This window comes from Serinicoccus chungangensis, from assembly GCF_001483745.1.
Classification (GTDB): Bacteria; Actinomycetota; Actinomycetes; order Actinomycetales; family Dermatophilaceae; genus Ornithinicoccus; species Ornithinicoccus chungangensis_A.
Map to the genome: position 1 here is coordinate 62,268 of NZ_LQBL01000022.1, position 23,216 is coordinate 85,483.

The window sequence follows — 23,216 nt, forward strand, 5'->3', positions numbered from 1 at the left end:
CCTCGACGGTCAGCCCGCCCCGGGCGAGGTGTCGATGACGAGGTCGGCGCGACCGCGGGTGCCGTCGGCGGCGAAGAGCCGCACCTCCTGCGCGGCCCAGCGCTCCCAGTGCGGCCGGTAGGCCTCCCCGTCCCGGGCGACCCCGCGACGCATCCGCAGAGCCGGCTCGGCGTCCACCCACACCCGGACGGCGGCGTGCTCCCCCGCCGGTCCGACGCTGCTGCCGCACCCCTCGACGACGAGCACCCCGCCGGGCGGCTCGGGCACCTCGACGGGGTCGGTCGCCCAGTCGCCCGCGTGCCAGTCCCAGCGCCGGTATGCCGCCCGCTCACCTCGCGCGAGCGGCTCCAGCACCTGCTCGGCCAGGAGGGCGGGACTCGCCGCGAGGCCGTCCCACCCGGGGTAGAGGTCGTCCATGTGCAGGAGGGGGGCACCCAGGTCGCGGGCCAGCGCCCGTGCGAGCACCGTCTTGCCCGATCCGCTCGGCCCGTCCACGGCCACCACGGTGACCCCCGGGGGCGTCCCGTCCAGCCCCCCGTCGGGTTCGCTCCCCGCCTGCGCGGGCCGCGACGGTGCACGGCGCACCCGCGCCTCGCGCGCCTGCTCGACCAGCGAGCGCATCCGGGCGACCGCTGCCTCGTCCACCGGGCCGAAGCCGAGGGCGGCCTCGGGCAGCCCCGGACCCCCCGCGGCCCTCCAGGCCGTGTCGACGAGGCTGAGGCACGGCAGCGTGGCCAGCTCCTCCAGCGGCACCCACCGCGCGTCGTCGCTGCTGCCGTCGCTCTCCACCGCCAGCTCACCGCTCTCGACCTCGGCGGTGAAGACGATCCGCACGGCCTGCCAGACGGCCCGCCCGGCCGGGTCGCGGTCGTCCACCCCGCTCCAGGCGTCGGTGGTGAGCACCCCGGTGAGGCGGACGGCATACCCGCTCTCCTCGCGCACCTCGCGGACCGCCGCCTGCTCGGGCGTCTCGCCCGGCTCGATCCCCCCGCCCACCAGCGTCCAGCCCGGTCGCGCGACGCGGCCGTCCGGCAGCGACATGCCGCGCCACCGGCTCAGCAGCACCGCACCGTCCCGCTCGATCCAGGCGTAGCACCCCACCCGCGTCCGCACGTCCACCGCGCCACCCTACGGCCCGACGCCGTGGCCCGCCGCGTCGTCCCGGCAGCGCACCCACCGCCCGCCGACCCCTGTCCGCGAGCCATGCGTCACGATGGACCCGTGCGCGCCCTCATCAAGCCCACCGCCGGGCCAGGCCTGGAGCTGACCGACGTCCCCGAGCCCACCCCGGGCCCCGGCGAGGTCAAGATCCGGGTGCTGCGGGCAGGGCTGTGCGGCACCGACCTGCACATCGAGGCCTGGGACGACTGGGCCGCCTCCATGCTCGAGCCACCGCTCGTGGTCGGTCACGAGTTCTACGGCGAGATCCTCGAGCTCGGCCCGGGGGTGCCGACCGAGGACGCGGACGGTCTCGCGGTGGGCCAGCGCTGCTCGGTCGAGGGCCACGTCGTCTGCGGCACGTGCCGCAACTGCCGTGCGGGACGCCGCCACATGTGCGTGCGCACCTCGAACCTCGGCGTGAACCGCGACGGGTGCTTCGCCGACCACGTCGTGGTGCCGCACTCCAACGTCTGGGTGCAGCCCGAGGTCATCGACCCCGACCTCGGCGCGGTCTTCGACCCGCTCGGCAACGCCGTGCACACCGCGCTGTCGTTCCCGCTGGAGGGCGAGGACGTGCTCATCACCGGGGCGGGGCCGATCGGGGTGATGGCGACGGCGATCGCGAGGCACGCCGGCGCCCGCTACGTCGTGGCCACCGACCTGTCCGACTCCCGGCTCGAGCTCGCGCTCGCCGCCGGCGCCGACCTCGGCATCAACGTCGGTCGGGAGCGGATCGCGAGCGCCCAGGACCGCCTGGGGATGTCCGAGGGCTTCGACCTCGTGCTGGAGATGTCCGGCAACCCGGCCGCGATGGCCGAGCTCATCGACAACTGCACCCACGGCGCGCGGGTGGCGATGCTGGGGCTGCCCGCCGAGCCGTTCGCCATCGACTGGGGCAAGGTGATCACCCACATGATCACGCTCAAGGGGATCTACGGGCGCGAGATGTACGAGACGTGGTACAAGATGACCGCCATGCTGCAGACCTCCGAGCTGCTGCGCGACCGCATCCGGTCGGTCATCACCCACCGCTTCCCCGCCGAGCAGTGGCAGGACGCCTTCGCGGCGGCCCGCTCCGGCGAGGGTGGCAAGGTCGTCATGGACTGGAGCTGAGGAGACACACATGTATGCGGACGTCAAGGACCAGCTGGCGCAGGAGCTGGCGCAGATCGAGGCCGACGGGCTCACCAAGACCGAGCGGCAGATCACCACGCCCCAGAGCGCGCACATCGCGACGACGGCGGGGAAGGCGCTGAACTTCTGCGCCAACAACTACCTGGGTCTGGCCGACCACCCGGAGGTGGTCGGTGCGGCCCGCCGGGCGCTGGACGAGTGGGGCTTCGGCATGGCCTCGGTCCGCTTCATCTGCGGCACCCAGACCCAGCACCGGGACCTCGAGCGGGCCATCGCCGACTTCACCGGGATGGAGGACTCCATCCTCTTCCCCTCCTGCTTCGACGCCAACGGCGGGATCTTCGAGGTCATCTGCGGGCCGGAGGACGCGATCATCTCCGACCAGCTCAACCACGCCTCGATCATCGACGGGGTCCGGCTGTCCAAGGCGAAGCGCTTCCGCTACGCCAACCGCGACATGGACGACCTGCGCACCCAGCTGGAGGCGGCGCGCGAGGCCGGCGCCCGGCGGGTGCTCGTGGTGACCGACGGCGCCTTCTCCATGGACGGCTACCTCGCGCCGCTGGAGCAGATCTGCGACCTGGCCGAGGAGTTCGGCGCGATGGTCATGGTGGACGACAGCCACGCGACCGGCTTCGTCGGCGACAGCGGCCGCGGCTCGCACGAGGCGTGCGGCGTCCTCGACCGGATCGACATCATGACCGGCACGCTGGGCAAGGCGCTCGGGGGCGGCAGCGGCGGGTACGTCGCGGCCCACACCGAGATCGTCGAGCTGCTCAAGCAGCGGGCGCGGCCCTACCTCTTCTCCAACGCCGTCGCGCCCTCCGTGGTCGCCGGGTCGCTCAAGGCGCTGGAGATCGCGCGCGACAGCGACGAGCCCCGGGCCCAGCTGCGGCGCAACGCCGAGCTCTTCCGCTCCCTCATGGACGGGGCCGGCTTCGAGCTGCTGCCGGGCGAGCACCCGATCGTGCCGGTGATGTTCCCGGGCGAGGACGGCGCCCGCCGGGCCAGCCAGGTCGCCGACGCGATGCTGGAGCGGGGCGTCTACGTCATCGCCTTCTCCTACCCCGTCGTCCCCAAGGGCCAGGCCCGCATCCGGGTCCAGCTCTCCGCCTCGCACAGCGAGGAGGACGTCCGGGCCTGCGTCGATGCCTTCGTCGCGGCGCGCGACGAGGTGGGCTGATCGCCGGCGACCAGAGCGAGCAGCAGGCCCTGGCCCTGCTGCGCCGGAGCACCGAGCCCCTGGGGATGTGGTTCACGCTGGCGTCCATGTTCGTGGGGCTCACCCTCGCCATGCTGCTGTTCCAGCGGTTCCTCAGCGGCGAGAGCTGGGGGTCGGCCCTGTTCTTCTCCCTCGTGTACGCCTCGGTCTTCGTCCTCCTCTGGGGCTGGGGTGAGAGCCGCCGCCGTCGGCGTCGCCGCCACGTCGCGGGCATCACGAGCCTGGAACGGGGTGTCGTCACGGCCAAGGACGGGCGACGGCTGACCGTCCGCGGCGACGAGCGGGAGGTGAGCTGGCGCGCCGAGGCCGCCCTCGGGATCGGCGAGGGCGACTCGGTCTGGGCGGCACCACGGATCGCGCCGGGCGAGCGCATCGTGCTCGTCCGCGCGACGCCGACCCACGGCCTGCTGCAGGACGTCCTCGGCCCCCGCACCGAGGCGGTCGCGGCCAACGCCGCTACGCCGCACCAGCCGTCAGCCGACCCGCCTCCACCGACCGACGGCACCGAGCGAGGGCATACCCCGTGACCGAGGAGCGGGCCAGGGAGGTGCTGCGGTCCGAAGGTCGACGGGGCAGGGTGATCGTGCTGATCATGCTCCTCGTCATCTACCTCGGTTATCTCGCCGTGCAGGTCTGGCTCCTCGATCGCTCCGCGACGGTCGCCCTCGGGGTCGGCGCCGTCCTGGTGGTCGGGATCGGGGCGATGCAGTACTTCTTCCTCGCAGCACCGTGGGTCCGGCGCCCCGATGCGTCGGTCGAGAGGGTCGAGGTCCTCCAGGCGACGACCACCGGACACGGTGGACAGGCCGTCACGCTCGGCGACGGACGTGATCGGGTACGGGTGACGTTGTCACGCACGACGGCGATCTTCTCGGTGGGAGACACCGTCTTCGTCTCCCCGCGCCTGCGCCCGCACGGCTCCATGGGCGTGGTGCTGCCCGAGGACGTCACCGGACTGCCGCGCGTCCTCGCCGTCAACGGCGAACCCGCCTGAACGACCTGCACGCCTGCTCTCCACCCCTCCCTCCGTGGGGGCCTCGCGCGTCCCGCTACATACCCCCATGGGGTATATGCTGGAGACATGCAGCACCACAGCACGCACCAGACCGCACCGGGTGAGCACGCCCCTGCTCCCGCACGGGACCACCACGGCGGCGATTACGACCGCGGGAGCGGCCAGCACGACCACGGGGGCGGCCACGGGGACCACGTCGCGCAGTTCCGGCGACTCTTCTGGGTGATGCTGGCCCTGTCGGTGCCGACCGTGCTGGCCAGCCGGATGTTCGGGCACCTGCTGGGCTACGAGCTGCCGGACCTGCCCGGCCTCAGCTGGGTCTCCCCCGTCCTCGGCACCGTCATCTACCTCTGGGGCGGGCGGCCCTTCCTCACCGGCGCGGTCTCGGAGGTCCGTGGTCGCAGGCCGGGGATGATGCTGCTCATCGGCATGGCCATCACCGTCGCCTTCCTCGCGTCGTGGGGGTCCACCCTCGGGGTGCTCGACGAGCGGCTCGACTTCTGGTGGGAGCTGGCGCTGCTCGTCGTCATCATGCTGCTGGGCCACTGGGTCGAGATGCGTTCGCTGGCGGCCACGAGCTCGGCCCTCGACTCGCTGGCGGCGCTGCTGCCGGACGAGGCGGAGCGGGTCGAGGGGGACACCACGGTCACCGTCGCCCCCGGCGACCTGCAGGTCGGCGATGTGGTGGTGGTCCGGCCGGGCGCCTCGGTGCCGGCCGACGGCCGGATCGTCGACGGCTCGGCGAGCATGGACGAGTCGATGGTGACCGGTGAGTCCACCCCGGTGCGCCGCGAGCAGGGCGACGACGTCGTGGCCGGTACCGTCGCGACCGACTCCGGCCTGCGGGTCGAGGTCACCGCGACGGGGGACGAGACCACGCTCGCCGGCATCCAGAAGCTCGTCTCCGAGGCGCAGTCCTCCTCCACCCGCACCCAGCGGCTCGCCGACCGGGCGGCGGCGTGGTTGTTCTGGTTCGCCCTGGGTGCCGCGGTCGTCACCGCGGTCGTGTGGTCCTCTCTCGGTATGCCCGACGCCGCCGTGGTGCGCGCGATCACCGTCCTCGTCATCGCCTGCCCGCACGCGCTGGGTCTGGCGATCCCGCTCGTCGTCTCGATCGCCACCGAGCGCGCGGCCCGCGGCGGGGTCCTCGTCACCGACCGGATGGCGCTGGAGACGATGCGCTCGGTCGACACCGTGCTGTTCGACAAGACGGGCACCCTCACCCGGGGCGAGCCGACCGTGACGGCCGTCGAGCCCGCCGGCGGGCGCAGCGAGGAGGACGTCCTGCGCCTGGCCGCCGCCGCCGAGGGCGACAGCGAGCACCCCCTGGCCCGCGCGATCGTCGCAGCCGCCGCGGAGCGCGAGCTCGACGTGCCCCGGGCGGAAGACTTCGCCTCCTCCCCGGCGGTCGGCGTCCGTGCCGTCGTCGACGGGGTGACGGTGCAGGTCGGCGGCCCCGCGCTGCTGGAGCAGGAGGAGGTCCCCGAGCTCGACGTGGCGCAGCGGTGGCGTGCGGACGGGGCGATCATCCTGCACGCCGTCGCGGACGGGCAGGTGGTCGGCGCGCTCCGCCTCGCCGACGGCATCCGGCCCGAGTCCCGCGAGGCGGTCGAGGCCCTGCACGCGGCGGGCGTGGACGTCGTCATGATCACCGGCGACGCGCAGGCGGTGGCCGACGCCGTGGCGCAGGAGGTGGGCGTCGACCGCGTCTACGCCGGCGTCCGCCCGGAGGACAAGTCGAGCACCGTCGCCGAGCTGCAGGCCGAGGGGCGCACGGTCGCGATGGTCGGCGACGGCGTCAACGACGCACCCGCACTCGCCCAGGCCGACGTCGGCCTGGCCATCGGCGCCGGCACCGACGTGGCGATCGGCTCCGCGGGGGTCGTGCTCGCCGGCTCCGACCCCCGCTCGGTGCTGGCGGTGAGGGACCTGTCCCGGGCCAGCTACCGGAGGATGACCCAGAACCTCTGGTGGGCCGCGGGCTACAACCTGCTCGCCGTCCCCCTCGCGGCCGGCGTGCTCGCGCCCGTCGGGTTCGTGCTGCCGATGAGCGTGGGAGCCCTGCTCATGTCGGCCTCGACGGTGGTCGTCGCCCTCAACGCCCAGCTGCTGCGGCGCCTCGACCTCTCCCCGGAGGCCAGCACCCGTCGCGTCCGTGACGCGGGCTGACCCGACTCAGCCGCGGTAGAAGACGCGGCGCAGGCCCCCCAGGGCGAGCGCCACGGCGGCGACACCGCCCAGGGCGGTGGCGAGCCGGTCATACCTCGGGTTGCCGTCGGCGTCCAGGGTGGCGCTCTCGACCTTGCCCTTGATCGAGGCGACGGTGTTGGCCTTGATCGTCTCGGGGCTGACGCGGTAGGTCAGCTCGTCGACGGTGCGCGCGAGGCGGCTACGGGTCGCCGCGATGTCGGCCTCGATCTCCTTGACGGAGCGAGCAGGCTGCGTGTTGGCCATCAGCAATGAATCCCTCGGGTCGTCGAACGGTGGTCATGCTTCCCGCAGACGATAACGCACCGGGGCACCGCGGGCGCCGCCGAACGACCACGCACCTCACAACCACCCGGACCGGCGGAAGGCGCGGTGCAGCAGGGTGACCGCGAGCCCCATCACCCCGAGCGCCAACGGGTAGCCGAGCAGCCAGTGCAGCTCGGGCATGTGGTCGAAGTTCATCCCGTAGATGCCCGCCACCAGGGTGGGGACCGCGATCATCGCGGCCCACGCCGAGATCCGCCGCATGTCGGCGTTCTGCTGCACCCCGATCTGCGACAGGTGCGCGCCGAGGATGTCGCTGAGCAGGGTGTCGTAGCTCTCCACGTCCTGCAGGACGGCCGACAGGTGGTCGGCCACGTCGCGGAAGTGCAGCCGCAGCTCGCGGCTGCCGACCAGCCCGTCCTCCTGCGTCAGGGAGTGGAGCACCGGGCCGAGCGGGGTCGCCGCGCGCCGGAACTCGAGCACCTCGCGCTTGAGGCGGTAGATGGTGGTGGAGTGGGTCCGGTTGCCGCCGCCGAAGACGTCGCGCTCGATGTCCTCCAGGTCGCTGCCGACGGCCTCGTCGATGGCGCTGTAGGTGTCGACGACCGTGTCCAGGACCCCGTGCAGGACGCTGAGCGGGCCGTAGGACAGCAGGGCCTGCTGGCGCTCCTGCTCCATCCGCTGGCGCACCCCGCGCAGCGGGGCGACCTCGCCGTGGCGCAGGGTCACGGCCACGTGCGGGCCGAGGATGACGCTGACCTCCCCGGTCTCGATGTCGGAGGTGGCGGGGTCGTAGTCCAGCGTCTTGACGACGGCGTAGATGCCGGCGTCGTAGATCTCGAGCTTGGCCCGCTGGTCGCCGTCCAGGGCGTCCTCCACCGCGAGCGGGTGCAGGTCGAGGGCACGCCGGACCACCTCGAACTCCTGCGGGGTGGGGTCCTTGAGCCCGATCCACAGGAAGTCGTGGTCCGGGGCCCCGTCGGCGCGCAGCCGCTGCAGCTCGTGCGCGAGCGTGTCGACGTCGCAGGACTCGCGGACGCCGTCGCGGTAGACGGCCTGGTCGACGATCACCTCGGTGGCATCCTCCCGGTCGGGGTCGCGGTCTGAGACGATCATCCAGCACGCCCGCCCCGTCCGAAAGGTCACCATGTCGCGCCTCGAGCCCGGTCAGCCCGCCCCCGCCTGGACCCTGCCCACCGCCGACGGCTCGCAGCTCAGCCTCGCCGACCTCGCGGGGCGCAAGGTCGTCCTCTACGTCTACCCCGCGGCCATGACGCCCGGGTGCACCACGCAGGCCTGCGACTTCCGCGACAACGAGGCGGTCTTCACCCGCGAGGGGTATGCCGTCGTCGGCGTCTCCCCCGACCCCGTCGAGAAGCTGGCGCGCTTCGCGGAGAAGGAGGGGCTCACCTTCCCGCTCGTCTCCGACGAGGACAAGGAGATGCTCACCGCCTACGGCGCCTACGGCGAGAAGAAGAACTACGGCAAGACCGTGGTCGGCGTCATCCGCTCGACCTTCGTCCTCGACGAGCAGGGCGTCGTCGAGGTGGCGAAGTACAACGTCCGCGCCAAGGGCCACGTCGCCTCGCTGGCCAAGCAGCTCGGGGTGCAGCTCCCGGGCGCCCCGGCCTGAGGCCGACCTCCTTCGTCCCCGCCGTCGCGGGGCCGGCTCCGGTGCGCCCGGCGGGACTCGAACCCGCACACCGTCAGGCACAGGAACCTAAATCCTGCGTGTCTACCAGTTCCACCACGGGCGCGCGCGAGCCAGCCTAGCGAGCGCCCCCGACCCTGCCGCGGGCCCGTCGCCGGAGTAGGTTGAGGTGATGAGCACCCGCGCACGGCTGGCCGTGGCCGCCCTGGGCACCGTGGCGATGGGGATGGGTCTGACCCTGGCCGCACCGGCCTCGGCCGCCCCCGACGAGGTGGTCGCGCAGTTGCCCGCGCTGGACGCCGACACCGACCTCGTCACCCTCACCATCGGCGGCAACGACGTGGGCTGGACGCAGACGATCGGCGCCTGCCTGCTCCTCGACGACCCGACCTGCGCGCAGGCCCTCGCCGGCTCCCGGCTGCTCGTCCAGGGGCTGCTCCCGGCCCGGCTGGACGCGGCCCTCACCGCGGTCGGGCGGGCGGCCCCGGACGCGCACGTGGTGGTCACCGGCTACCCGCACCTCTTCACCCCGGAGGCGGGCGCCCTCGTCAACGCCTCCCCCGAGGAGCAGGAGGCGCTCAACGAGGGCGCCGACCTGCTCAACGCGACGGTCGCGGCCGCCGCCCAGCGGCGAGGCTACGCATACGTCGACGTGGTGGGCAGGTTCGAGGGCCACGGCGTCAACGCGCCCGACCCGTGGGTCGACCCGCGCACCTTCCACCCCACCGCGCAGGGGCAGGCGACCTACGCCGCGGCGCTGACCGGCGCCGTCGCGCCCGAGCACCGGCGCTGAGCCGCCGTCAGCGCCGCTCCGGCGCGGCGGGGACGTGCAGGCCGCGCTCCGGTATGCCGGGGGTCAGGACCCGCCAGCCGCGGCCCCACGTGCGGGCCTCGGCGACGACGGTGGGGGCCAGGTCGGTGGTCGTGAGGCACAGGAGCGTGGGTCCGGCCCCGGACACGACGGCGGCGTGCCCCAGCCCGCGCAGCAGGTCGACCGCCCCCATGGTCACCGGGTAGGCCGCCCTCCGCTGCTCCTGGTGCAGCCAGTCGCTCGTGGCGTCGAGCAGCAGCGCCGGCTCGGTGGTGAGCGCGTGCACCAGCAGCGCGGCCCGGCCCGCCTGGCGCACCGCGTCCGGCCGCGCCACCGTCGGGCCGAGCACCGCCCGCGCGGTGGCGGTGTCGAGGCGCTGGTCCGCCGGCACGAGCACGACCGGCACCACGTCGGGGTGGACGGCGGGCCGGGCGGTGCGCACGACCCGCGGGCTCGGCATCCACGACACCGTCAGGCCGCCCCACACCGACGCCGAGGAGTTGTCCGGGTGCCCCTCCGCGACCCCCGCACGGGTGTTCACCAGGCCCAGGTCGGCCTCGGTGAGCTCGCCGTCGCGGACGAGGGCGAACCCGAGCCCGAGCCCGCCGACGATGGCCGACGCGGAGCTGCCCATCCCCGCCGACATCGGGATGGTGTTGGCGCAGGTGAGCCGCAGTCCGTACCCCTCCAGCCACCCCAGGCCGCACGCCTCGAGCGCCTCCCGCAACCGGGTGGCCACCAGGTGCCGACCGTCGGTGGCCAGCTCCCCCGCACCCTGCCCGGCGAGCACCACCTCGAGGTGACCGGCCTCGGGGAGGACCTCGACGGCATACTCGTCCCAGAGGCCCAGCGCCAGCCCCACGCTGTCGAAACCGGGGCCGAGGTTGGCGCTGCTCGCGGGGACCCGCACCCGGGCCGTGGACCCCGGCGCCAGCGCGGCCATCACTCCAGCCCGAGCGCGTCGGCGACGCTCACCACGTCGACGGACACGCGCACCGGGTCGACGTCGCTGCCGTCGGCACCCTTGAGCGCCCACTGCGGGTCCTTGAGGCCGTGGCCGGTCACCGTGCAGACGACCGTCGCGCCCGCCGGGACCTGGCCCGCGGCGTGCCGCTTGAGCAGCCCGGCGACCGAGGCCGCCGACGCCGGCTCGACGAAGATCCCCTCGCGCGAGGAGAGCAGGCGGTGCGCCGTGAGGATCTCCTCGTCGGTCACCGCCTCGATGACCCCGCCGGACTCCTCCCGCGCGGCCTCGGCCTGCGGCCACGACGCCGGGTTGCCGATGCGGATGGCGGTGGCGATGGTCTCCGGGTCGTCGACCGGGTGGCCCTTGACGATGGGCGCGGCGCCCGCGGCCTGGAAGCCCCACATCCGCGGTCGCCGGCTCGCGGGGGCGTGGCCGCCGGCCCCGGGGGCGCGGGGGTCGGCGTACTCGCCGTAGCCCTTCCAGTAGGCGGTGATGTTGCCCGCGTTGCCGACCGGCAGGCAGTGGATGTCCGGCGCGTCACCCAGGGCGTCGACGACCTCGAAGGCCGCGGTCTTCTGCCCCTCGATGCGGGCCGGGTTGACCGAGTTGACCAGCTCGACGGGGTAGGCCTCGGCCAGCTTGCGGGCGAGGGTGAGGCAGTCGTCGAAGTTGCCGCGCACCTGGATGAGGGTCGCGCCCCCGGCGATGGCCTGGCTGAGCTTGCCCATGGCGATCTTGCCGTCCGGCACGAGGACGCCGCACTCCATCCCGGCCTTGGTGGCGTAGGCGGCGGCGCTGGCGCTGGTGTTGCCCGTGGACGCGCAGATCACCGCCTTCGCGCCCTGGCGCGCGGCGTCGCTGATGGCCGCCGTCATGCCGCGGTCCTTGAACGAGCCGGTGGGGTTGAGCCCCTCGTACTTGACGTGCACCTGCGCCCCCACGAGCTCGCTGAGGTGCTCGGCGGGGATGAGCGGGGTGCCGCCCTCGCGCAGCGTGACCACGTGCTCGGTGATCGACGCGGGCAGACGGTCGGCATACTCGGCGATGACGCCGCGCCACTGGTGGGGCATGGAGGTGTCGTTTCCTTCGTCCTTGACCACGGGTCAGGGGACCAGGGTATGCGGTGCGCGCCCCGACGCGGACCGCGGTCAGGTCAACCGCGGTCAGGTCAGCAGCTCGGCCAGGTCCTGGCCCAGGGCCCGGAAGGCCTTGCCGCGGTGGGAGACCGCGTGCTTCTCGGCGCTGCTGTGCTCGGCGAGCGTGCGCCCGTCGGGGCGGACCAGCAGCGGGTCGTAGCCGAAGCCGTTGGTGCCCCGGGGCGCACGCCCGAGGGTCCCCCGGCAGCGGCCCTCGCGGACGACCTCCTGGCCCCCCGGCAGGACCAGCGCCGCGGCACACACGAACCCGGCGCCGCGGTGCTCCTCGGGGACGTCGGCGAGCTGGGCGAGCAGCAGGTCGTTGTTGGCCTCGTCCCTGGTGCGCCCGGTGGCCTCCCCCAGCGGGCCGGACCAGCGGGCCGAGAAGATCCCCGGCGCTCCGCCCAGCACGTCCACGGCCAGCCCAGAGTCGTCGGCGAGCGCCGGGAGGCCGGTGGCGGCCGCGGCGTACCGGGCCTTGAGCAGGGCGTTCTGCGCGAAGGTGACCCCCGACTCCACGACGTCCTCCAGGTCGGGGAAGGCGTCCAGCCCGACGAGCTCCAGGCCGGCCCGGTCGAGCGCCTCGGCGAGGATGTCGCGCAGCTCGCCGACCTTGCCCGGGTTGCGGGTCGCCAGCACGACGCGGCTCACCACGTGGGCGGCCCCTGGTCGACGTCCGCCCCCGCGGCGTGGCTGTCCGCGCCGCCGATGTCGTCGGCGCCGAACGCGGCGGCCTGGCGGGCGGTGAGCTCGGCGCACCCCTCGGCGGCCAGGTCGAGCAGGGCGTCGAGCAGCTCGCGGTCAAAGGGGGTCCCCTCGGCGGTGCCCTGCACCTCGATGAACCGCCCGTCGCCGGTCATGACGACATTCATGTCGGTCTCGGCGGTGGAGTCCTCCGGGTAGTCCAGGTCGAGCACCGGCTCCCCGTCGACCACCCCGACGCTGACGGCCGCGACCGAGCCGGTGATGGGCTCGGCCTTCCTGGCGATGAGCCCCTGGGCGCGGGCGGCCTCCACGGCGTCGACCAGGGCCACGTAGGCGCCGGTGATGGCGGCCGTCCGGGTGCCCCCGTCGGCCTGCAGGACGTCGCAGTCGAGCTGAATGGTGTTCTCCCCCAACGCGTCCAGGTCCACGACCGCCCGCAGCGAGCGGCCGATGAGCCGGCTGATCTCGTGCGTGCGACCCCCGAGGCGGCCCTTGACCGACTCACGGTCCGAGCGGGTGTGCGTGGAGCGCGGGAGCATGGCGTACTCCGCGGTCGTCCAGCCCTTGCCGCTGCCCTTGCGCCAGCGGGGGACGCCACCGGTGAACGACGCGGCGCACAGCACCCGGGTCTTCCCGAACTCCACCAGGACGCTGCCCTCGGCGTGGTCGAGCCAGCGGCGGGTGATGCGGATCTCGCGGAGCTGGTCGGCGCTGCGGCCGTCGTGGCGTGAGGTCATGCCAGCCAGGGTATGCGCTCAGCGGTTGTGCTCGTCCCGCCACGCGAGCCAGGCGTCCAGCTGGTCCAGCGGGTGGTCCGGGCCGCTCGTGTGCACGGTGAACAGCCGCGCGCCCGCGGCATACTTCGCCTCGGCGTCCTCCCCGGGGCCCTGCTCAAGGGACCCGGCGGCCGCGACCGACACCTCGATCTCGCCCGGGTCGCGCCCGACGTCCTCGCAGTGCCGCGCCAGGACCCCGAGCTTGTGCCGCAGGGTGTCGGCGTCGCCGAAGGAGTGCCAGATGGTCGCGTGCTCGGCGACGATGCGCAGCGTCTTCCTCTCGCCGCCGCCGCCGATCATCACCGGGATCGGCCGGGTGGGCGCCGGGTTGAGCCGCGCCCAGCGCTCGCGGATGCGCGGCATCGCCGCGGCCAGGTCGTCCAGCCGTGAGCCGGCAGTGCCGAAGTCGTAGCCGTACTCGTCGTAGTCCCGCTCGAACCAGCCCGAGCCGATCCCGAGGACGAGCCGCCCGCCGCTGACGTGGTCGACGGTGCGCGCCATGTCGGCCAGCAGGTCGGGGTTGCGGTAGGAGTTGCACGACACCAGCGCGCCGATCTCGACGCGCGAGGTCTGCTCGGCCCAGGCGCCGAGGGTGGTCCAGCACTCGAAGTGCAGCCCGTCCGGCTCACCGGTGAGCGGGAAGAAGTGGTCCCAGTTCATGACGACGTCGACCCCGGCGTCCTCGAGCCGGCTGACGGTGTCGCGGATCTGCGGGTAGGTCGCGTGCTGCGGTTGGACCTGCACGCCGAGCCGGACCGGACGGTCGGGGGTGTTCGCCATGCGACCCAGCCTGGCACGGCATACCGTCGGGAGCATGGCAGGTGAGAAGAAGACGGAGGACCCGGGCCCCAGCGTCAAGGACCCGGAGGTCTACGAGGCGGTGCGCGAGGACGGCGCCAGCAAGGAGAAGGCGGCGCGGATCGCCAACGCGGCCGCCGCCTCCTCCCGCTCGGACGTCGGCGAGCGCGGCGGCGAGGCCGAGAACTACGAGGACCGCACGGTGGACGAGCTGCGCGAGCGCGCGGCCGAGCTCGACATCGAGGGCCGGTCCTCGATGACCAAGGACGAGCTTATCGACGCCCTGCGCCACCACTGACCCTCCCGCGCGTGGGGAGCGGTCCTACCCCACGTCCGGTCCGGAGAGGTCGACCGTGAACCAGGGCAGCAACGACTGGGTCAGCGGGCCGATGGCCACGGCGTAGAGCACGGTCCCGAGGCCTACGACACCCCCGAGCAGCCAGCCGAGGGCGATGACGGTGACCTCGATGCCGGTGCGCACCACCCGCAGGGACCAGCCGGTGCGCCGCGCCACGCCGGTCATGAGCCCGTCCCGCGGACCGGGCCCGAGCTGGGCCCCGATGTACATCGCGCTCGCGACGCCGTTGAGCAGGACCCCACCGGCCATGAGGGCACCCCGCTCGAGCCAGCCCTCGCCCGGTGGGACGAGCCAGAGGGTCGCGTCGGCCGCGAACCCCACGAGCAGGGCGTTGGCCACCGTGCCCAGGCCGGGCTGCTGCCGCAGCGGGATCCAGAGGAGCAGCACGAGGACCGACGCGGCGACGATGATGGTGCCCAGGCTCAGCGGGACGTGCCGCGCGATGCCCTGGTGCAGGACGTCCCACGGCATGTTGCCGAGGACGCCGCGGACCATGAACGCGATCGACGCGCCGTAGAGCGATAGCCCGAGCAGCAGCTGCGCGACGCGTCGCGGGAGCCGGCCGGCCCGGAGCTGCTCCACCGGCCCGAGGGCGGCGAGCTGGCGACGCGGGTCCCGCGCCCGGGTCCTGGCCCCCTGGAGCGCCCGACGACCGGTCCGTCCCACCTTGCTGCTCGAGATGCTCACGCCCTCCAGCATGCGGCCATGTGGTCCTTCCATCCATAGCCACCCGACGACCGGTGGACACCAAGTGGCTATGGACGAGGGAGCCACTCACACGTCACAGTGGGGTATGCCTGCTCTAGCCCCCGCCTCCCGCGTCGCCGACCTCGTGCTGCCGGCGCTGGCGGGTGACGGCCCCGCCTACGCGCGCCTGGCGGAGGCGCTCCGGCGCACGATCGTCGACGGCCGGCTGCCGCAGGGCGTGCGGCTGCCCAGCGAGCGCGACCTCACCGGACCGGTCGGACTCAGCCGCACCACGGTGACCCGGGCCTACGCCGAGCTGCGGACCCAGGGCTACCTCGCCACCCGCCGCGGCTCGGGCAGCGTCGTCCAGGTGCCGCGGGTGCCGGGGGGCCGGGTCGACCACCTCCTCACCCCGGCGGCGCTGGACGAGGGGGCGCTGGACCTCACCATCACCGCCCCGGGCGCCCCGGCCGGCATCGCGGACGCCTACGCCCGCGCGGCGGAGGACCTGGGGGCCTACCTGTGCGGCACCGGCTACTACCCCAGCGGCCTGCCGGTGCTCCGGGAGCGCATCGCCGACCGCTTCACCACCCGGGGACTGGCCACCACACCGGACCAGGTGCTCGTCACCCCGGGCGCCCTCGCCGCGGTCGCCATCGCGCTGCGCGCGCTGATCCAGCGACGCGACCGGGTGCTCGTGGAGACCCCGACGTACCCCAACGCCATCGCCACCCTGGAGGGGGCCGGGGCGAGGATCGTCCCGCACCCGATCGACCACGTGGACCATGACTGGGAGGTCGACGCCCTGGCGCGGACGGTGCAGCAGTCGGGCGTCCGGGCGGCATACCTCATCCCCGACTTCCACAACCCCACCGGCGCGCTCATGAGTAGCGCCCAGCGCGGGGACGTGGGGCGGGTGCTGCGGCGCCACGGCGTCGTGCCTGTCGTCGACGAGTCGCCCGCCGAGCTCGCGCTGGAGGGTCAGCCCATGCCGGAGCCGCTGGGGGCGCACGTGCCCGACGCGGTGACCGCCGGCAGCGCCAGCAAGTCGTTCTGGGGCGGGCTGCGGGTCGGCTGGCTGCGGGTCCCGCGCTCGCGGATGGAGGAGATGGCCGCCAGCCGGCTGCGGCTCGACCTGGGGGTCCCGGTCCTCGAGCAGCTGGTGCTCGTCCACCTGCTCGACCGCGCCGACGACATCCTGCTCGAGCACCGGGCGCGGCTGCGCGAGCGGCGCGACAGCCTGCTGCTGGCCCTGCGCGCCCACCTGCCCGACTGGCAGGTGCGGGTGCCGGCCGGCGGGATGTCCCTGTGGTGCCGGTTGCCGGAGGGGTCCTCGACCGCCCTGGCGGCCGCCGCCCGCCACTACGACGTGGCGCTCGCCGCCGGGCCGAACTTCGCCGCGGCCGGCGGGCTGGACGGGTGGATCCGGCTGCCCTTCGTGCTGCCCCCCGAGCAGCTGGAGCAGGTGGTTCCCCGCCTGGTCCTGGCCTGGGAGGACGTGCTCGCGGGCCGCTCGGGAGGCGGACGGGTCGACGCCCCGGACCGTGGCGGCCGGCAGCGTCGGATCATCGCCTGACCCACCGGGCGTCGCCCGTGGTTGCCCCACGACCCACCGGGCGTCGCCTGTGGTTGCGGCCGAGCGCCCCTGACCAGGCGGTAGACTGGGGGTGCTTGACAAGGGTTCGGCGCGCCGGGTGGCTGGGACGGCGCGCGCGTCCGTGCAGACGGACCGATGCGAGAGGCATACCCCTTGTCCCCCGTGCAGTCCTACCGTCATCTCTTCGCCCTGACCGGGCCCCTCTACGTCGTCATCGCCTTCCTCGGGCGGCTCCCGCTCGCCATGTCGCAGATCGCCGCGCTGCTCGCCGTGTCCGGGGCGACCGGGTCGTATGCCGCCGGCGGCGCCACGGCAGGCGCCCTCGCGATCGCCAACGCCATCGGTGCGCCGGTCGCGGGCTCGCTGACCGACCGGGTGGGGCAGCGCCCCGTCCTGCTCGTGCAGAGCCTCGTCGGCACCGTCGGGCTGCTCGGGCTCGCCGCGCTGACCATCACCCTGGACCCCGGTCAGCCCTGGTGGCCGCTGCCGGCCGCGGCGGCGTTGACGGGGGCCTTCGTGCCGCAGATCGGGACGATGGCGCGGGTGCGCTGGCGGCCGATCAGCAGCGCAACCCCGGGTGCCGACCCGCGAGTCATGGACGCCGCGTTCTCCTACGAGGGGTCGGCCGACGAGGCGTCCTTCGTCCTCGGTCCGGCGCTCGTCGGCGTCATCGTGGCGGTCGCGGCGCCGGTCACCTCGCTCGTCGTCGCCGCGCTGCTGCTGGGGGCCTTCGGGACCTGGTTCGCCCTGCACCCGACGGTGGCCCTCGTCGGCGCGGCCGCGCCCGGGCCCGGCAGCCGGGTGCGCCTGCTGACGCCAGCGCTGCTGGTGCTGGCCGGGACGCAGCTGGGCATCGGCATGGTGTTCGGCTCGATCCAGACGGGCACCTCGGTGCTCGCGACGCAGGCCGGCCAGCCGGGCCTGACCGGGCTGCTGCACGCGCTGCTCGGGGTGGGCAGCGTGCTCGCCGGGCTGGCCGTCGTCGCCCTGCCCGAGCGGGTCGGGCACGTGCGTCGGCTGCGCGTCTTCACCAGCGCGATGGTCCTGCTCTCCCTGCCGCTGCTGCTCGTCGGCTCGCTGGCGTCGCTGGCGGTCGCGCTGCTCTGCCTGGGGGTGGCGATCGCGCCGTCGATGATCACGACCTTCACGCTGGCGGAGCGCACCACCCCCGCCCGCCGGCTGGGCGCCGCGATGACGATCCTCGCGGCGATGACCGGGACCGGGTATGCCGTCGGCGCCCCCCTCGCCGGCCGCCTGGCCGACCTCGGCGGCCACCAGCCGGCCTTCGCGGTGACCGTCGCCGCCACCCTCGTCGCCGCCACGCTGGCCTGGGCCGGCGCCCGCCCCGTGCGCCGCGCCCTCACCACGGCCACCACCCCCCGCACCGGACGTCTCGTCGAGCCGCACCGGACTCGTCCTCAGGACGCACCGAACGCGCGGTAGGAGAGACCGGACGTCTCGTCGAGCCGCACCGGACTCGTCCTCAGGACGCACCGAACGCGCGGTAGGAGAGACCGGACGTCTCGTCGAGCCGCACCGGACGTCCGCCACGCACACCCGACGGGTATGACGTGCGATCTCTTGCCTCCCCGCTCGAGGTCCGTCCGACGCGCGTCCGGAGGGCGCTGACGACGCGTCCGGATGGTGCCGACCACGCGTCCGGTGTGCGCTGATCGCGCGTCCGGTGTGCGCTGACCGCGCGTCCGGTGCGGTCAGGCGACGGAGAAGTCCACCGTGTGCCAGCCGCTGGCCCCGTCGGGGGCCGGGGCGGCGGTCTCCTCGGTCTGAGTCTCACCGGTCGCGTCGGTCGCCCGCACGCGCACCTGGTGGCTGCCCGGGACGGCGTCGGGCCAGGTGTAGGTCCACAACCGCCAGGAGTCCACGCTCGGCTCGGCGAGCAGGGTCGCCTCCTGCCAGTCGCCGTCGTCGATCTGCACCTCGACGCGGTCGACGCCGCGGTGCTGCGCCCACGCGACCCCGGCGAGGGTGACGGCGCCGTCGGCGTCGGGGGCCAGCTCGCCGCCGGAGCGCGGCACGTCGACGCGCGAGGCCGTCTTGATCGGGCCGCGCTCGGCCCACCCGCGGGGGGTCCAGTAGCCCTCGTCCTGGTCGAAGCGGGTGACCTTGAGCTCGGTGACCCACTTGGTGGCCGAGACGTAGCCGTAGAGGCCTGGCACGACCAGCCGGACGGGGTATCCGTGCTCGGCCGGGAGCGGCTCACCGTTCATCGCCACGGCGAGCAGGGAGTCGCGCTCGTCGGTGAGCGCCTCGATGGGCGTGCCGGCGGTCCAGCCGTCGACGCTGCGCGAGAGCACCATGTCGGCCTCCGGCCGCACCCCCGCCCGGGCGAGCAGCTCGCGGACCGGCCAGCCCTGCCAGCGCGAGTTGCCGACGAGGTCGCCCCCGACCTGGTTCGAGACGCAGGTCAGCGTGACCAGCGCCTCCACGTGCTCCTCCTCGAGCAGGTCGGCATAGCTGATCTCGATCTCCTCGTCGACCATGCCGGTGACCCGTAGCGTCCACCCCTGCGCGTCGACCCGCGGCACGCGCAGGGCGGTGTCGATCCGGTAGAAGTCCGCGTTGTCGGTCAGGTAGTCCGAGTGTCCGGTGATGTCGCTGGAGGCGTCGTCGGGGACGCTCACGGTGCTCACCGGGGTGGGCAGGCCGATGGCCTGCGCCGTCCGGGTGGCGGCCTGTCCGACGGTGCTGAGCAGCTGCCCGGCGAGGACGCCGAGCGCCCCGACCCCGGTGACACCCCCGGTCGTCAGCAGCACCTGACGGCGGGAGGCCCCGCCCGTCGTGGTGGCGGCCGGGTGGGCGGGTCGACCCGCGGCGACGGTCCGCAGGCCGGCCACCATGCCGACGAGCCGGCGCAGGACCTGGACACCGACCACGACGCCGATCGCGGTGGGCACGAGGTCGACCACTCCGGTCGCGGGACGGCTGAGCACGGCCAGGAGACCGACGACGCCGACGGCGGCGAAGGCGCCGACGCCGAGCGTGGGACGCCGCCAGGTGAGCACGCCCAGCAGCGCGCAGGCCACCGTGAGGGTGATCGCCATGCCCACGCCGAGGGCCACCTTGTCGGCCGTCCCGAAGGTCGCGACCGCCCAGTCCTTGAGCCAGGGCGGGGTGCGGTCCACGAACGCTCCCCCGACCGCGAGCAGCGGTGAGGACGTGCCGGCCGAGCCGAGCCACCGGGTCCAGACGGCGGCCAGCAGCTCGGCGGTGCCGAGGGTGGCGGCACCTGCGGCCACCCCGGCGAGCGCGGCGAGCGGGCCGCGCCGGACCGGTCGCCGGTCGCCGGTCTCGGTCTCGGGGTCGCGCGTCATGACCATGCCTCCATCATGCGCGCCGACCCCCGCGCCCGCCCGCTCGAGCCGGACATCGTCACACTCTCGTAACCACGGCCCCGATGGGCCTCAGCCCGTGCCGACGTCCCACTCCTGACCGGGGGCTGCCACCGCCACCGGCCCCGACCACCGCTCGGTCGCCTCCCGCAGCGCGCGGTCCGGGTCCGCCCACGGGGGCAGGTGCGTCAGCAGCAGACGGCCGACACCTCCGGCCCCGCTGACGGCGTCGGCGGCCCGCCGCGGCGTCAGGTGGATGCCCCGACCCTGCTCCTCGTCGCCGAAGCCGGCCTCGACGAGTGCGAGCCCGGCTCCGGTGAGCAGCGGCGAGAGCCCCGCGCACGTGTCGGTGTCCCCGGTGTAGGCGAGCACGGCGTCACCGCACGCGACCCGCAGCCCGAAGGCCGGGACGGGGTGCCGGACGGCATACGGCGTGACCACGAACGGCCCGATGCGCAGCGGTGAGCCGTCGGACAGCTCGTCGAAGCGGAACCCGCGCAGGGGCTCCGCCTGCCGCACCCCGTGCGCCCGGGCCATCCGCTCGGCCACGCCCGGAGGTCCCCAGACGGGCAGGTCGCTCGTGGCCGGCACCGGGCCGTGCCGACGCAGCACGGACAGGCCGGTGAGGTCGAGGCAGTGGTCCGGGTGCAGGTGGGACAGCAGGACGGCGTCGAGGGCGAGCGGGTCGGTATGCCGTTGCAGCGGCCCGAGCGCGCCCGACCCCAGGTCGAGCAGCACGCGCCAGGGGCGCTCACCGTCGTGGGCGGTGACGAGGTAGCAACTGGCCGCGGCCTCCGGCCCGGGCACCGACCCGGAGCACCCGACGACGGTGAGCCTCAGCCTCACTGCGGCTGGTGCTCCCGGGGCAGCACGCGGTGCATGATGTCCGCGATGCTCACCAGCCCGGTGAGCCGCTCGTCGTTGCGCAGCACGACGAGCTGCTCCCCGAACCCGCGCATGAGGGTGAGGGCCTCGTAGACCGGGGTCGTGGCGCGCAGGACCAGCGCAGGGCGGGCCACCGGCTCGGCCGACTCGTGCGCGCTGTGCAGGAGCGTGTCGCGCACGTGCACGACCCGCGGGTCGGTGGTGTCGTCGTCCATCATGAGGATCCGCTTGTGCCCGGTACGCGCCGCGACGGCCTGCACCTGCTCCACGGTCGCGTCGGAGCCCACCGCCGCGAGGTCGACGTGCTCGGGGGCCAGCTCGCCCAGCGTGAGGTCCTGCAGCTCCAGGGCGTCGGAGATCTGCTCCTGGTAGCTGCTCTCCAGCGCCCCCTGGGCAGCCGACTGATCGACGAGCACCCGGATGGTGTGCGCGTCCTGACCACCGACCGCCGCGCGGTCGACCGGCGTGATGCCGCTGGCGCTGACCAGCCGGTTGGCGAGGGAGTTGACCCAGACCAGCAGCGGCCGAACGACCGCGATGAAGCCGCGCATCGGCAGCGACACCAGCTTGGCGGCGCGCTCGGGGTGGGCGATCGCCCACGACTTGGGCGCCATCTCGCCGACCACGAGGTGCAGGAAGGTGACGAGGAGCAGGGAGATCGCGAACGACATACCTCCGGCGATCCACCCCGGCAGGCCGAGGTCCGCCAGGACCGGTCCGAGCCGGTAGTCGACGGCCGGCTTGGTGACCGCGCCGAGCGCGAAGGTGCAGGCCGTGATCCCGAGCTGGGCGCCGGCCAGCATGACGGTGAGCTCGTTCATGCTGCGCAGGGCGGCCCGCGCGGACGGGGAGTGCTCGGCCTCGTGCTCGAGGCGGCTGCGGCGGGCGCCGAGCAGCGAGAACTCCACGATGACGAAGATCGCGCTGAGCACGATGAGACCGAGGGTGACGAGGACGACGGTGAGCGCGCTCATCGCTGCTCCTCCTTGCTCCCGGTGTCGCCGTCCCGGGGCCGGTCGTCACCGCCGTCTCGGTCGTCGTCGTCCTCCGACGACGACTCGTCGTCCTGCGCCTCGTCGAGCGAGCGCTCGACCAGACGGACCCGCAGCAGGCTCGGCACGTGGCGGTCGATCTCGACGACCTCGATCTCGACGCAGCGCGTCACCCGCTCCTCGAGCACGAGCTCGCTCGGGTCCTCGGCGAGGTCCACGACCACGGTCTGCCCGATGTCCGGCAGCGCGCCGAGCTCGGCGATGACGAGGCCCGAGACGGTCTCGTAGTCGCCCTCGGGCAGGTCGTGGCCCAGGGCCCGCTGCAGCTCGTCGACGTGCACGTCACCGTCCATGCGCCAGACGTCCTCCCCCTCGCCGACGATGCCCTCGGGCACCTCGTCGTCGTGCTCGTCGGTGATCTCACCGAGCAGCTCCTCCGCGAGGTCCTCGAGCGTGAGGACCCCGGCGAAGCCGCCGTACTCGTCCACGACGCAGGCCAGCTGCTGCCCCGACCCGGTGAGCTCGGCCACCGCGTCGGGCAGCGGCATGAGGGTGGGCACGATGACGGGCTCGCGCATGATCTGCTGCGCCCGTCCCGCCTCGGGGTGGCGCAGGAGGTCGACGAGGCTGACCACGCCGACCGGTTGCCCGTCGCCGTCGACGACGGGATAGCGGGTGTGCCCCTGCGCCATGAGCTGACGCAGCTCGCCGACGGGGGTCTCGGGGTCGATGACGTCGACCCGGGAGCGCGGCACCTGGGCGTGCTCGACGTCCTGGTCCGGGAAGTCGAGGATCCGGTCGAGGAGCACGGAGAGCTCGGCCGGCAGGTCGCCGCTGTCGCGGGAGTCGGCCACGATCCGCTCGAGGTCCTCGGCGGTCGCGGTCGTGTCCAGGTCGTGGATGGGCTCGATGCGCACCAGCCGCAGCAGGGCGTTGGCGGACCAGTCGAAGACCTTGATGAGCCAGCCGAAGACCGCGAGGTAGATGAGCGTGGACCGGGCCAGCGCACGGGCCAGCGGCCCGGCGTTGGCGATCGCGAGGTTCTTGGGGTAGAGCTCGCCGAAGACCATCTGCACGACGGTCGCGATGGCCAGCGCCGCCACGGTGCCCACGGTGATGCTCAGAGCCTCGGGCACCCCGGTGCCGCCGAGGATGATGGAGAGCCCGCGGCCGACGAGCGGCTCGGCGACGTAGCCGACGAGCAGACCGGTGACCGTGATCCCCAGCTGGGCGCCGGAGAGCATGAAGGACGTGCGCCTGGTGACCTTGAGCGCCCGCGCGGCCGCCTCGTCACCGGCGTCGGCCTCGGCGGAGAGCCGCAGCCGGTCGACGGACATGTAGGCGAACTCCTGCGCGACGAAGTAGCCGTTGGCCGCGATGATGAGGGCGATCGCCAGGACGCCGACGAGGAGCAGGATGATGGCGGTGGTCACGACTCACCCCTCCGCCCGGTGGAGCGTGCGGGTGAGCCGTAGGTACAGCCAGGGTCCATGAGTCCG

General features: G+C 74.1%; 23 protein-coding genes and 1 tRNA gene. 10 read left to right on the top strand and 14 right to left on the bottom strand.

Annotated features, from left to right (window positions below; translation table 11 throughout):
- Positions 1–9: 9 nt before the first annotated feature.
- Positions 10–1,119, bottom strand: a complete 1,110-nt coding sequence (locus AVL62_RS18115; protein ID WP_083518739.1) for an NUDIX domain-containing protein — start codon at positions 1,117–1,119, stop codon at positions 10–12.
- Between the two features lie 102 nt (positions 1,120–1,221).
- On the opposite strand from AVL62_RS18115, the gene tdh reads away from it, so the two are divergent.
- The 5 genes from tdh to AVL62_RS05990 all read left to right on the top strand — a co-directional run bounded on the left by tdh (position 1,222) and on the right by AVL62_RS05990 (position 6,701).
- Positions 1,222–2,274, top strand: coding sequence for an L-threonine 3-dehydrogenase (tdh, locus tag AVL62_RS05970; protein WP_058890744.1), 1,053 nt, complete (start codon positions 1,222–1,224; stop codon positions 2,272–2,274).
- A gap of 10 nt (positions 2,275–2,284) precedes the next feature.
- Positions 2,285–3,478 (top strand): glycine C-acetyltransferase, encoded by a 1,194-nt coding sequence (locus AVL62_RS05975; protein WP_058890745.1) that lies wholly within the window; start codon positions 2,285–2,287, stop codon positions 3,476–3,478.
- A gap of 86 nt (positions 3,479–3,564) precedes the next feature.
- A complete protein-coding gene (locus AVL62_RS05980; protein WP_153011692.1) occupies positions 3,565–4,044 on the top strand; it encodes a hypothetical protein in 480 nt (159 codons plus the stop codon).
- 56 nt (positions 4,045–4,100) lie between these two features.
- Positions 4,101–4,511, top strand: a complete 411-nt coding sequence (locus tag AVL62_RS05985) for a hypothetical protein (protein WP_153011693.1) — start codon at positions 4,101–4,103, stop codon at positions 4,509–4,511.
- 87 nt (positions 4,512–4,598) lie between these two features.
- On the top strand, positions 4,599–6,701 hold the full coding sequence (locus AVL62_RS05990; RefSeq protein WP_058890748.1) for a heavy metal translocating P-type ATPase: 2,103 nt from the start codon (positions 4,599–4,601) through the stop codon (positions 6,699–6,701).
- 6 nt (positions 6,702–6,707) lie between these two features.
- Here the strand turns inward: AVL62_RS05990 and AVL62_RS05995 are convergent, their stop codons facing one another.
- Positions 6,708–6,986, bottom strand: coding sequence for a DUF3618 domain-containing protein (locus AVL62_RS05995; RefSeq protein WP_058890749.1), 279 nt, complete (start codon positions 6,984–6,986; stop codon positions 6,708–6,710).
- Between the two features lie 96 nt (positions 6,987–7,082).
- Complete coding sequence (corA, locus tag AVL62_RS06000; RefSeq protein ID WP_058890750.1) at positions 7,083–8,120, bottom strand: magnesium/cobalt transporter CorA; 1,038 nt, start codon at positions 8,118–8,120, stop codon at positions 7,083–7,085.
- A gap of 31 nt (positions 8,121–8,151) precedes the next feature.
- Between corA and bcp the strand changes: the two genes are divergently transcribed.
- On the top strand, positions 8,152–8,637 hold the full coding sequence (gene bcp, locus AVL62_RS06005) for a thioredoxin-dependent thiol peroxidase (protein ID WP_058890751.1): 486 nt from the start codon (positions 8,152–8,154) through the stop codon (positions 8,635–8,637).
- 42 nt (positions 8,638–8,679) lie between these two features.
- Here bcp and AVL62_RS06010 read toward each other — a convergent pair.
- Positions 8,680–8,761: transfer RNA gene (locus AVL62_RS06010), tRNA-Leu, on the bottom strand.
- Positions 8,762–8,827: 66 nt separating this feature from the next.
- Here AVL62_RS06010 and AVL62_RS06015 point away from each other — a divergent pair.
- Complete coding sequence (locus AVL62_RS06015) at positions 8,828–9,448, top strand: SGNH/GDSL hydrolase family protein (RefSeq protein ID WP_058890752.1); 621 nt, start codon at positions 8,828–8,830, stop codon at positions 9,446–9,448.
- A 7-nt stretch (positions 9,449–9,455) separates the two neighbouring features.
- Here the strand turns inward: AVL62_RS06015 and AVL62_RS06020 are convergent, their stop codons facing one another.
- The 5 genes from AVL62_RS06020 to AVL62_RS06040 all read right to left on the bottom strand — a co-directional run bounded on the left by AVL62_RS06020 (position 9,456) and on the right by AVL62_RS06040 (position 13,830).
- Complete coding sequence (locus AVL62_RS06020; RefSeq protein WP_058890753.1) at positions 9,456–10,409, bottom strand: homoserine kinase; 954 nt, start codon at positions 10,407–10,409, stop codon at positions 9,456–9,458.
- A complete protein-coding gene (thrC, locus tag AVL62_RS06025; RefSeq protein ID WP_058890754.1) occupies positions 10,409–11,503 on the bottom strand; it encodes a threonine synthase in 1,095 nt (364 codons plus the stop codon). Before thrC ends, AVL62_RS06020 begins: the two co-directional genes overlap by 1 nt.
- A gap of 93 nt (positions 11,504–11,596) precedes the next feature.
- Positions 11,597–12,220, bottom strand: coding sequence for an RdgB/HAM1 family non-canonical purine NTP pyrophosphatase (gene rdgB, locus AVL62_RS06030; RefSeq protein ID WP_058890934.1), 624 nt, complete (start codon positions 12,218–12,220; stop codon positions 11,597–11,599).
- Entirely contained in the window at positions 12,217–13,011 is a 795-nt protein-coding gene (rph, locus tag AVL62_RS06035) for a ribonuclease PH (RefSeq protein ID WP_058890755.1), read from the bottom strand. The genes rdgB and rph overlap by 4 nt, the downstream gene beginning before the upstream one ends.
- An 18-nt stretch (positions 13,012–13,029) precedes the next feature.
- The gene (locus AVL62_RS06040) at positions 13,030–13,830 is read right to left on the bottom strand and encodes an LLM class F420-dependent oxidoreductase (RefSeq protein WP_058890756.1); all 801 of its coding nucleotides are present in this window, start codon (positions 13,828–13,830) and stop codon (positions 13,030–13,032) included.
- Positions 13,831–13,864: 34 nt separating this feature from the next.
- On the opposite strand from AVL62_RS06040, the gene AVL62_RS06045 reads away from it, so the two are divergent.
- Positions 13,865–14,146 (top strand): DUF7218 family protein, encoded by a 282-nt coding sequence (locus AVL62_RS06045; RefSeq protein ID WP_058890757.1) that lies wholly within the window; start codon positions 13,865–13,867, stop codon positions 14,144–14,146.
- Between the two features lie 24 nt (positions 14,147–14,170).
- On the opposite strand, the gene AVL62_RS06050 is transcribed toward AVL62_RS06045, so the two are convergent.
- Complete coding sequence (locus tag AVL62_RS06050; RefSeq protein ID WP_235585570.1) at positions 14,171–14,893, bottom strand: YczE/YyaS/YitT family protein; 723 nt, start codon at positions 14,891–14,893, stop codon at positions 14,171–14,173.
- A gap of 106 nt (positions 14,894–14,999) precedes the next feature.
- Between AVL62_RS06050 and AVL62_RS06055 the strand changes: the two genes are divergently transcribed.
- Positions 15,000–16,469 carry a PLP-dependent aminotransferase family protein gene (locus AVL62_RS06055; RefSeq protein WP_058890758.1) on the top strand — a complete coding sequence of 490 codons (1,470 nt, stop codon included), beginning with the start codon at positions 15,000–15,002 and terminating at the stop codon, positions 16,467–16,469.
- Between the two features lie 183 nt (positions 16,470–16,652).
- On the top strand, positions 16,653–17,933 hold the full coding sequence (locus AVL62_RS06060; protein WP_235585581.1) for an MFS transporter: 1,281 nt from the start codon (positions 16,653–16,655) through the stop codon (positions 17,931–17,933).
- 269 nt (positions 17,934–18,202) lie between these two features.
- Here AVL62_RS06060 and AVL62_RS06065 read toward each other — a convergent pair whose 3' ends face one another.
- From AVL62_RS06065 to AVL62_RS06080, 4 genes are all read right to left on the bottom strand, one after another.
- Complete coding sequence (locus AVL62_RS06065) at positions 18,203–19,822, bottom strand: molybdopterin-dependent oxidoreductase (protein WP_327281686.1); 1,620 nt, start codon at positions 19,820–19,822, stop codon at positions 18,203–18,205.
- Positions 19,823–19,912: 90 nt separating this feature from the next.
- Complete coding sequence (locus tag AVL62_RS06070) at positions 19,913–20,686, bottom strand: MBL fold metallo-hydrolase (protein ID WP_327281688.1); 774 nt, start codon at positions 20,684–20,686, stop codon at positions 19,913–19,915.
- Entirely contained in the window at positions 20,683–21,699 is a 1,017-nt protein-coding gene (locus AVL62_RS06075) for a hemolysin family protein (RefSeq protein ID WP_058890760.1), read from the bottom strand. The genes AVL62_RS06070 and AVL62_RS06075 overlap by 4 nt, the downstream gene beginning before the upstream one ends.
- On the bottom strand, positions 21,696–23,150 hold the full coding sequence (locus tag AVL62_RS06080; RefSeq protein WP_058890761.1) for a hemolysin family protein: 1,455 nt from the start codon (positions 23,148–23,150) through the stop codon (positions 21,696–21,698). The genes AVL62_RS06075 and AVL62_RS06080 overlap by 4 nt, the downstream gene beginning before the upstream one ends.
- Positions 23,151–23,216: the final 66 nt, after the last annotated feature.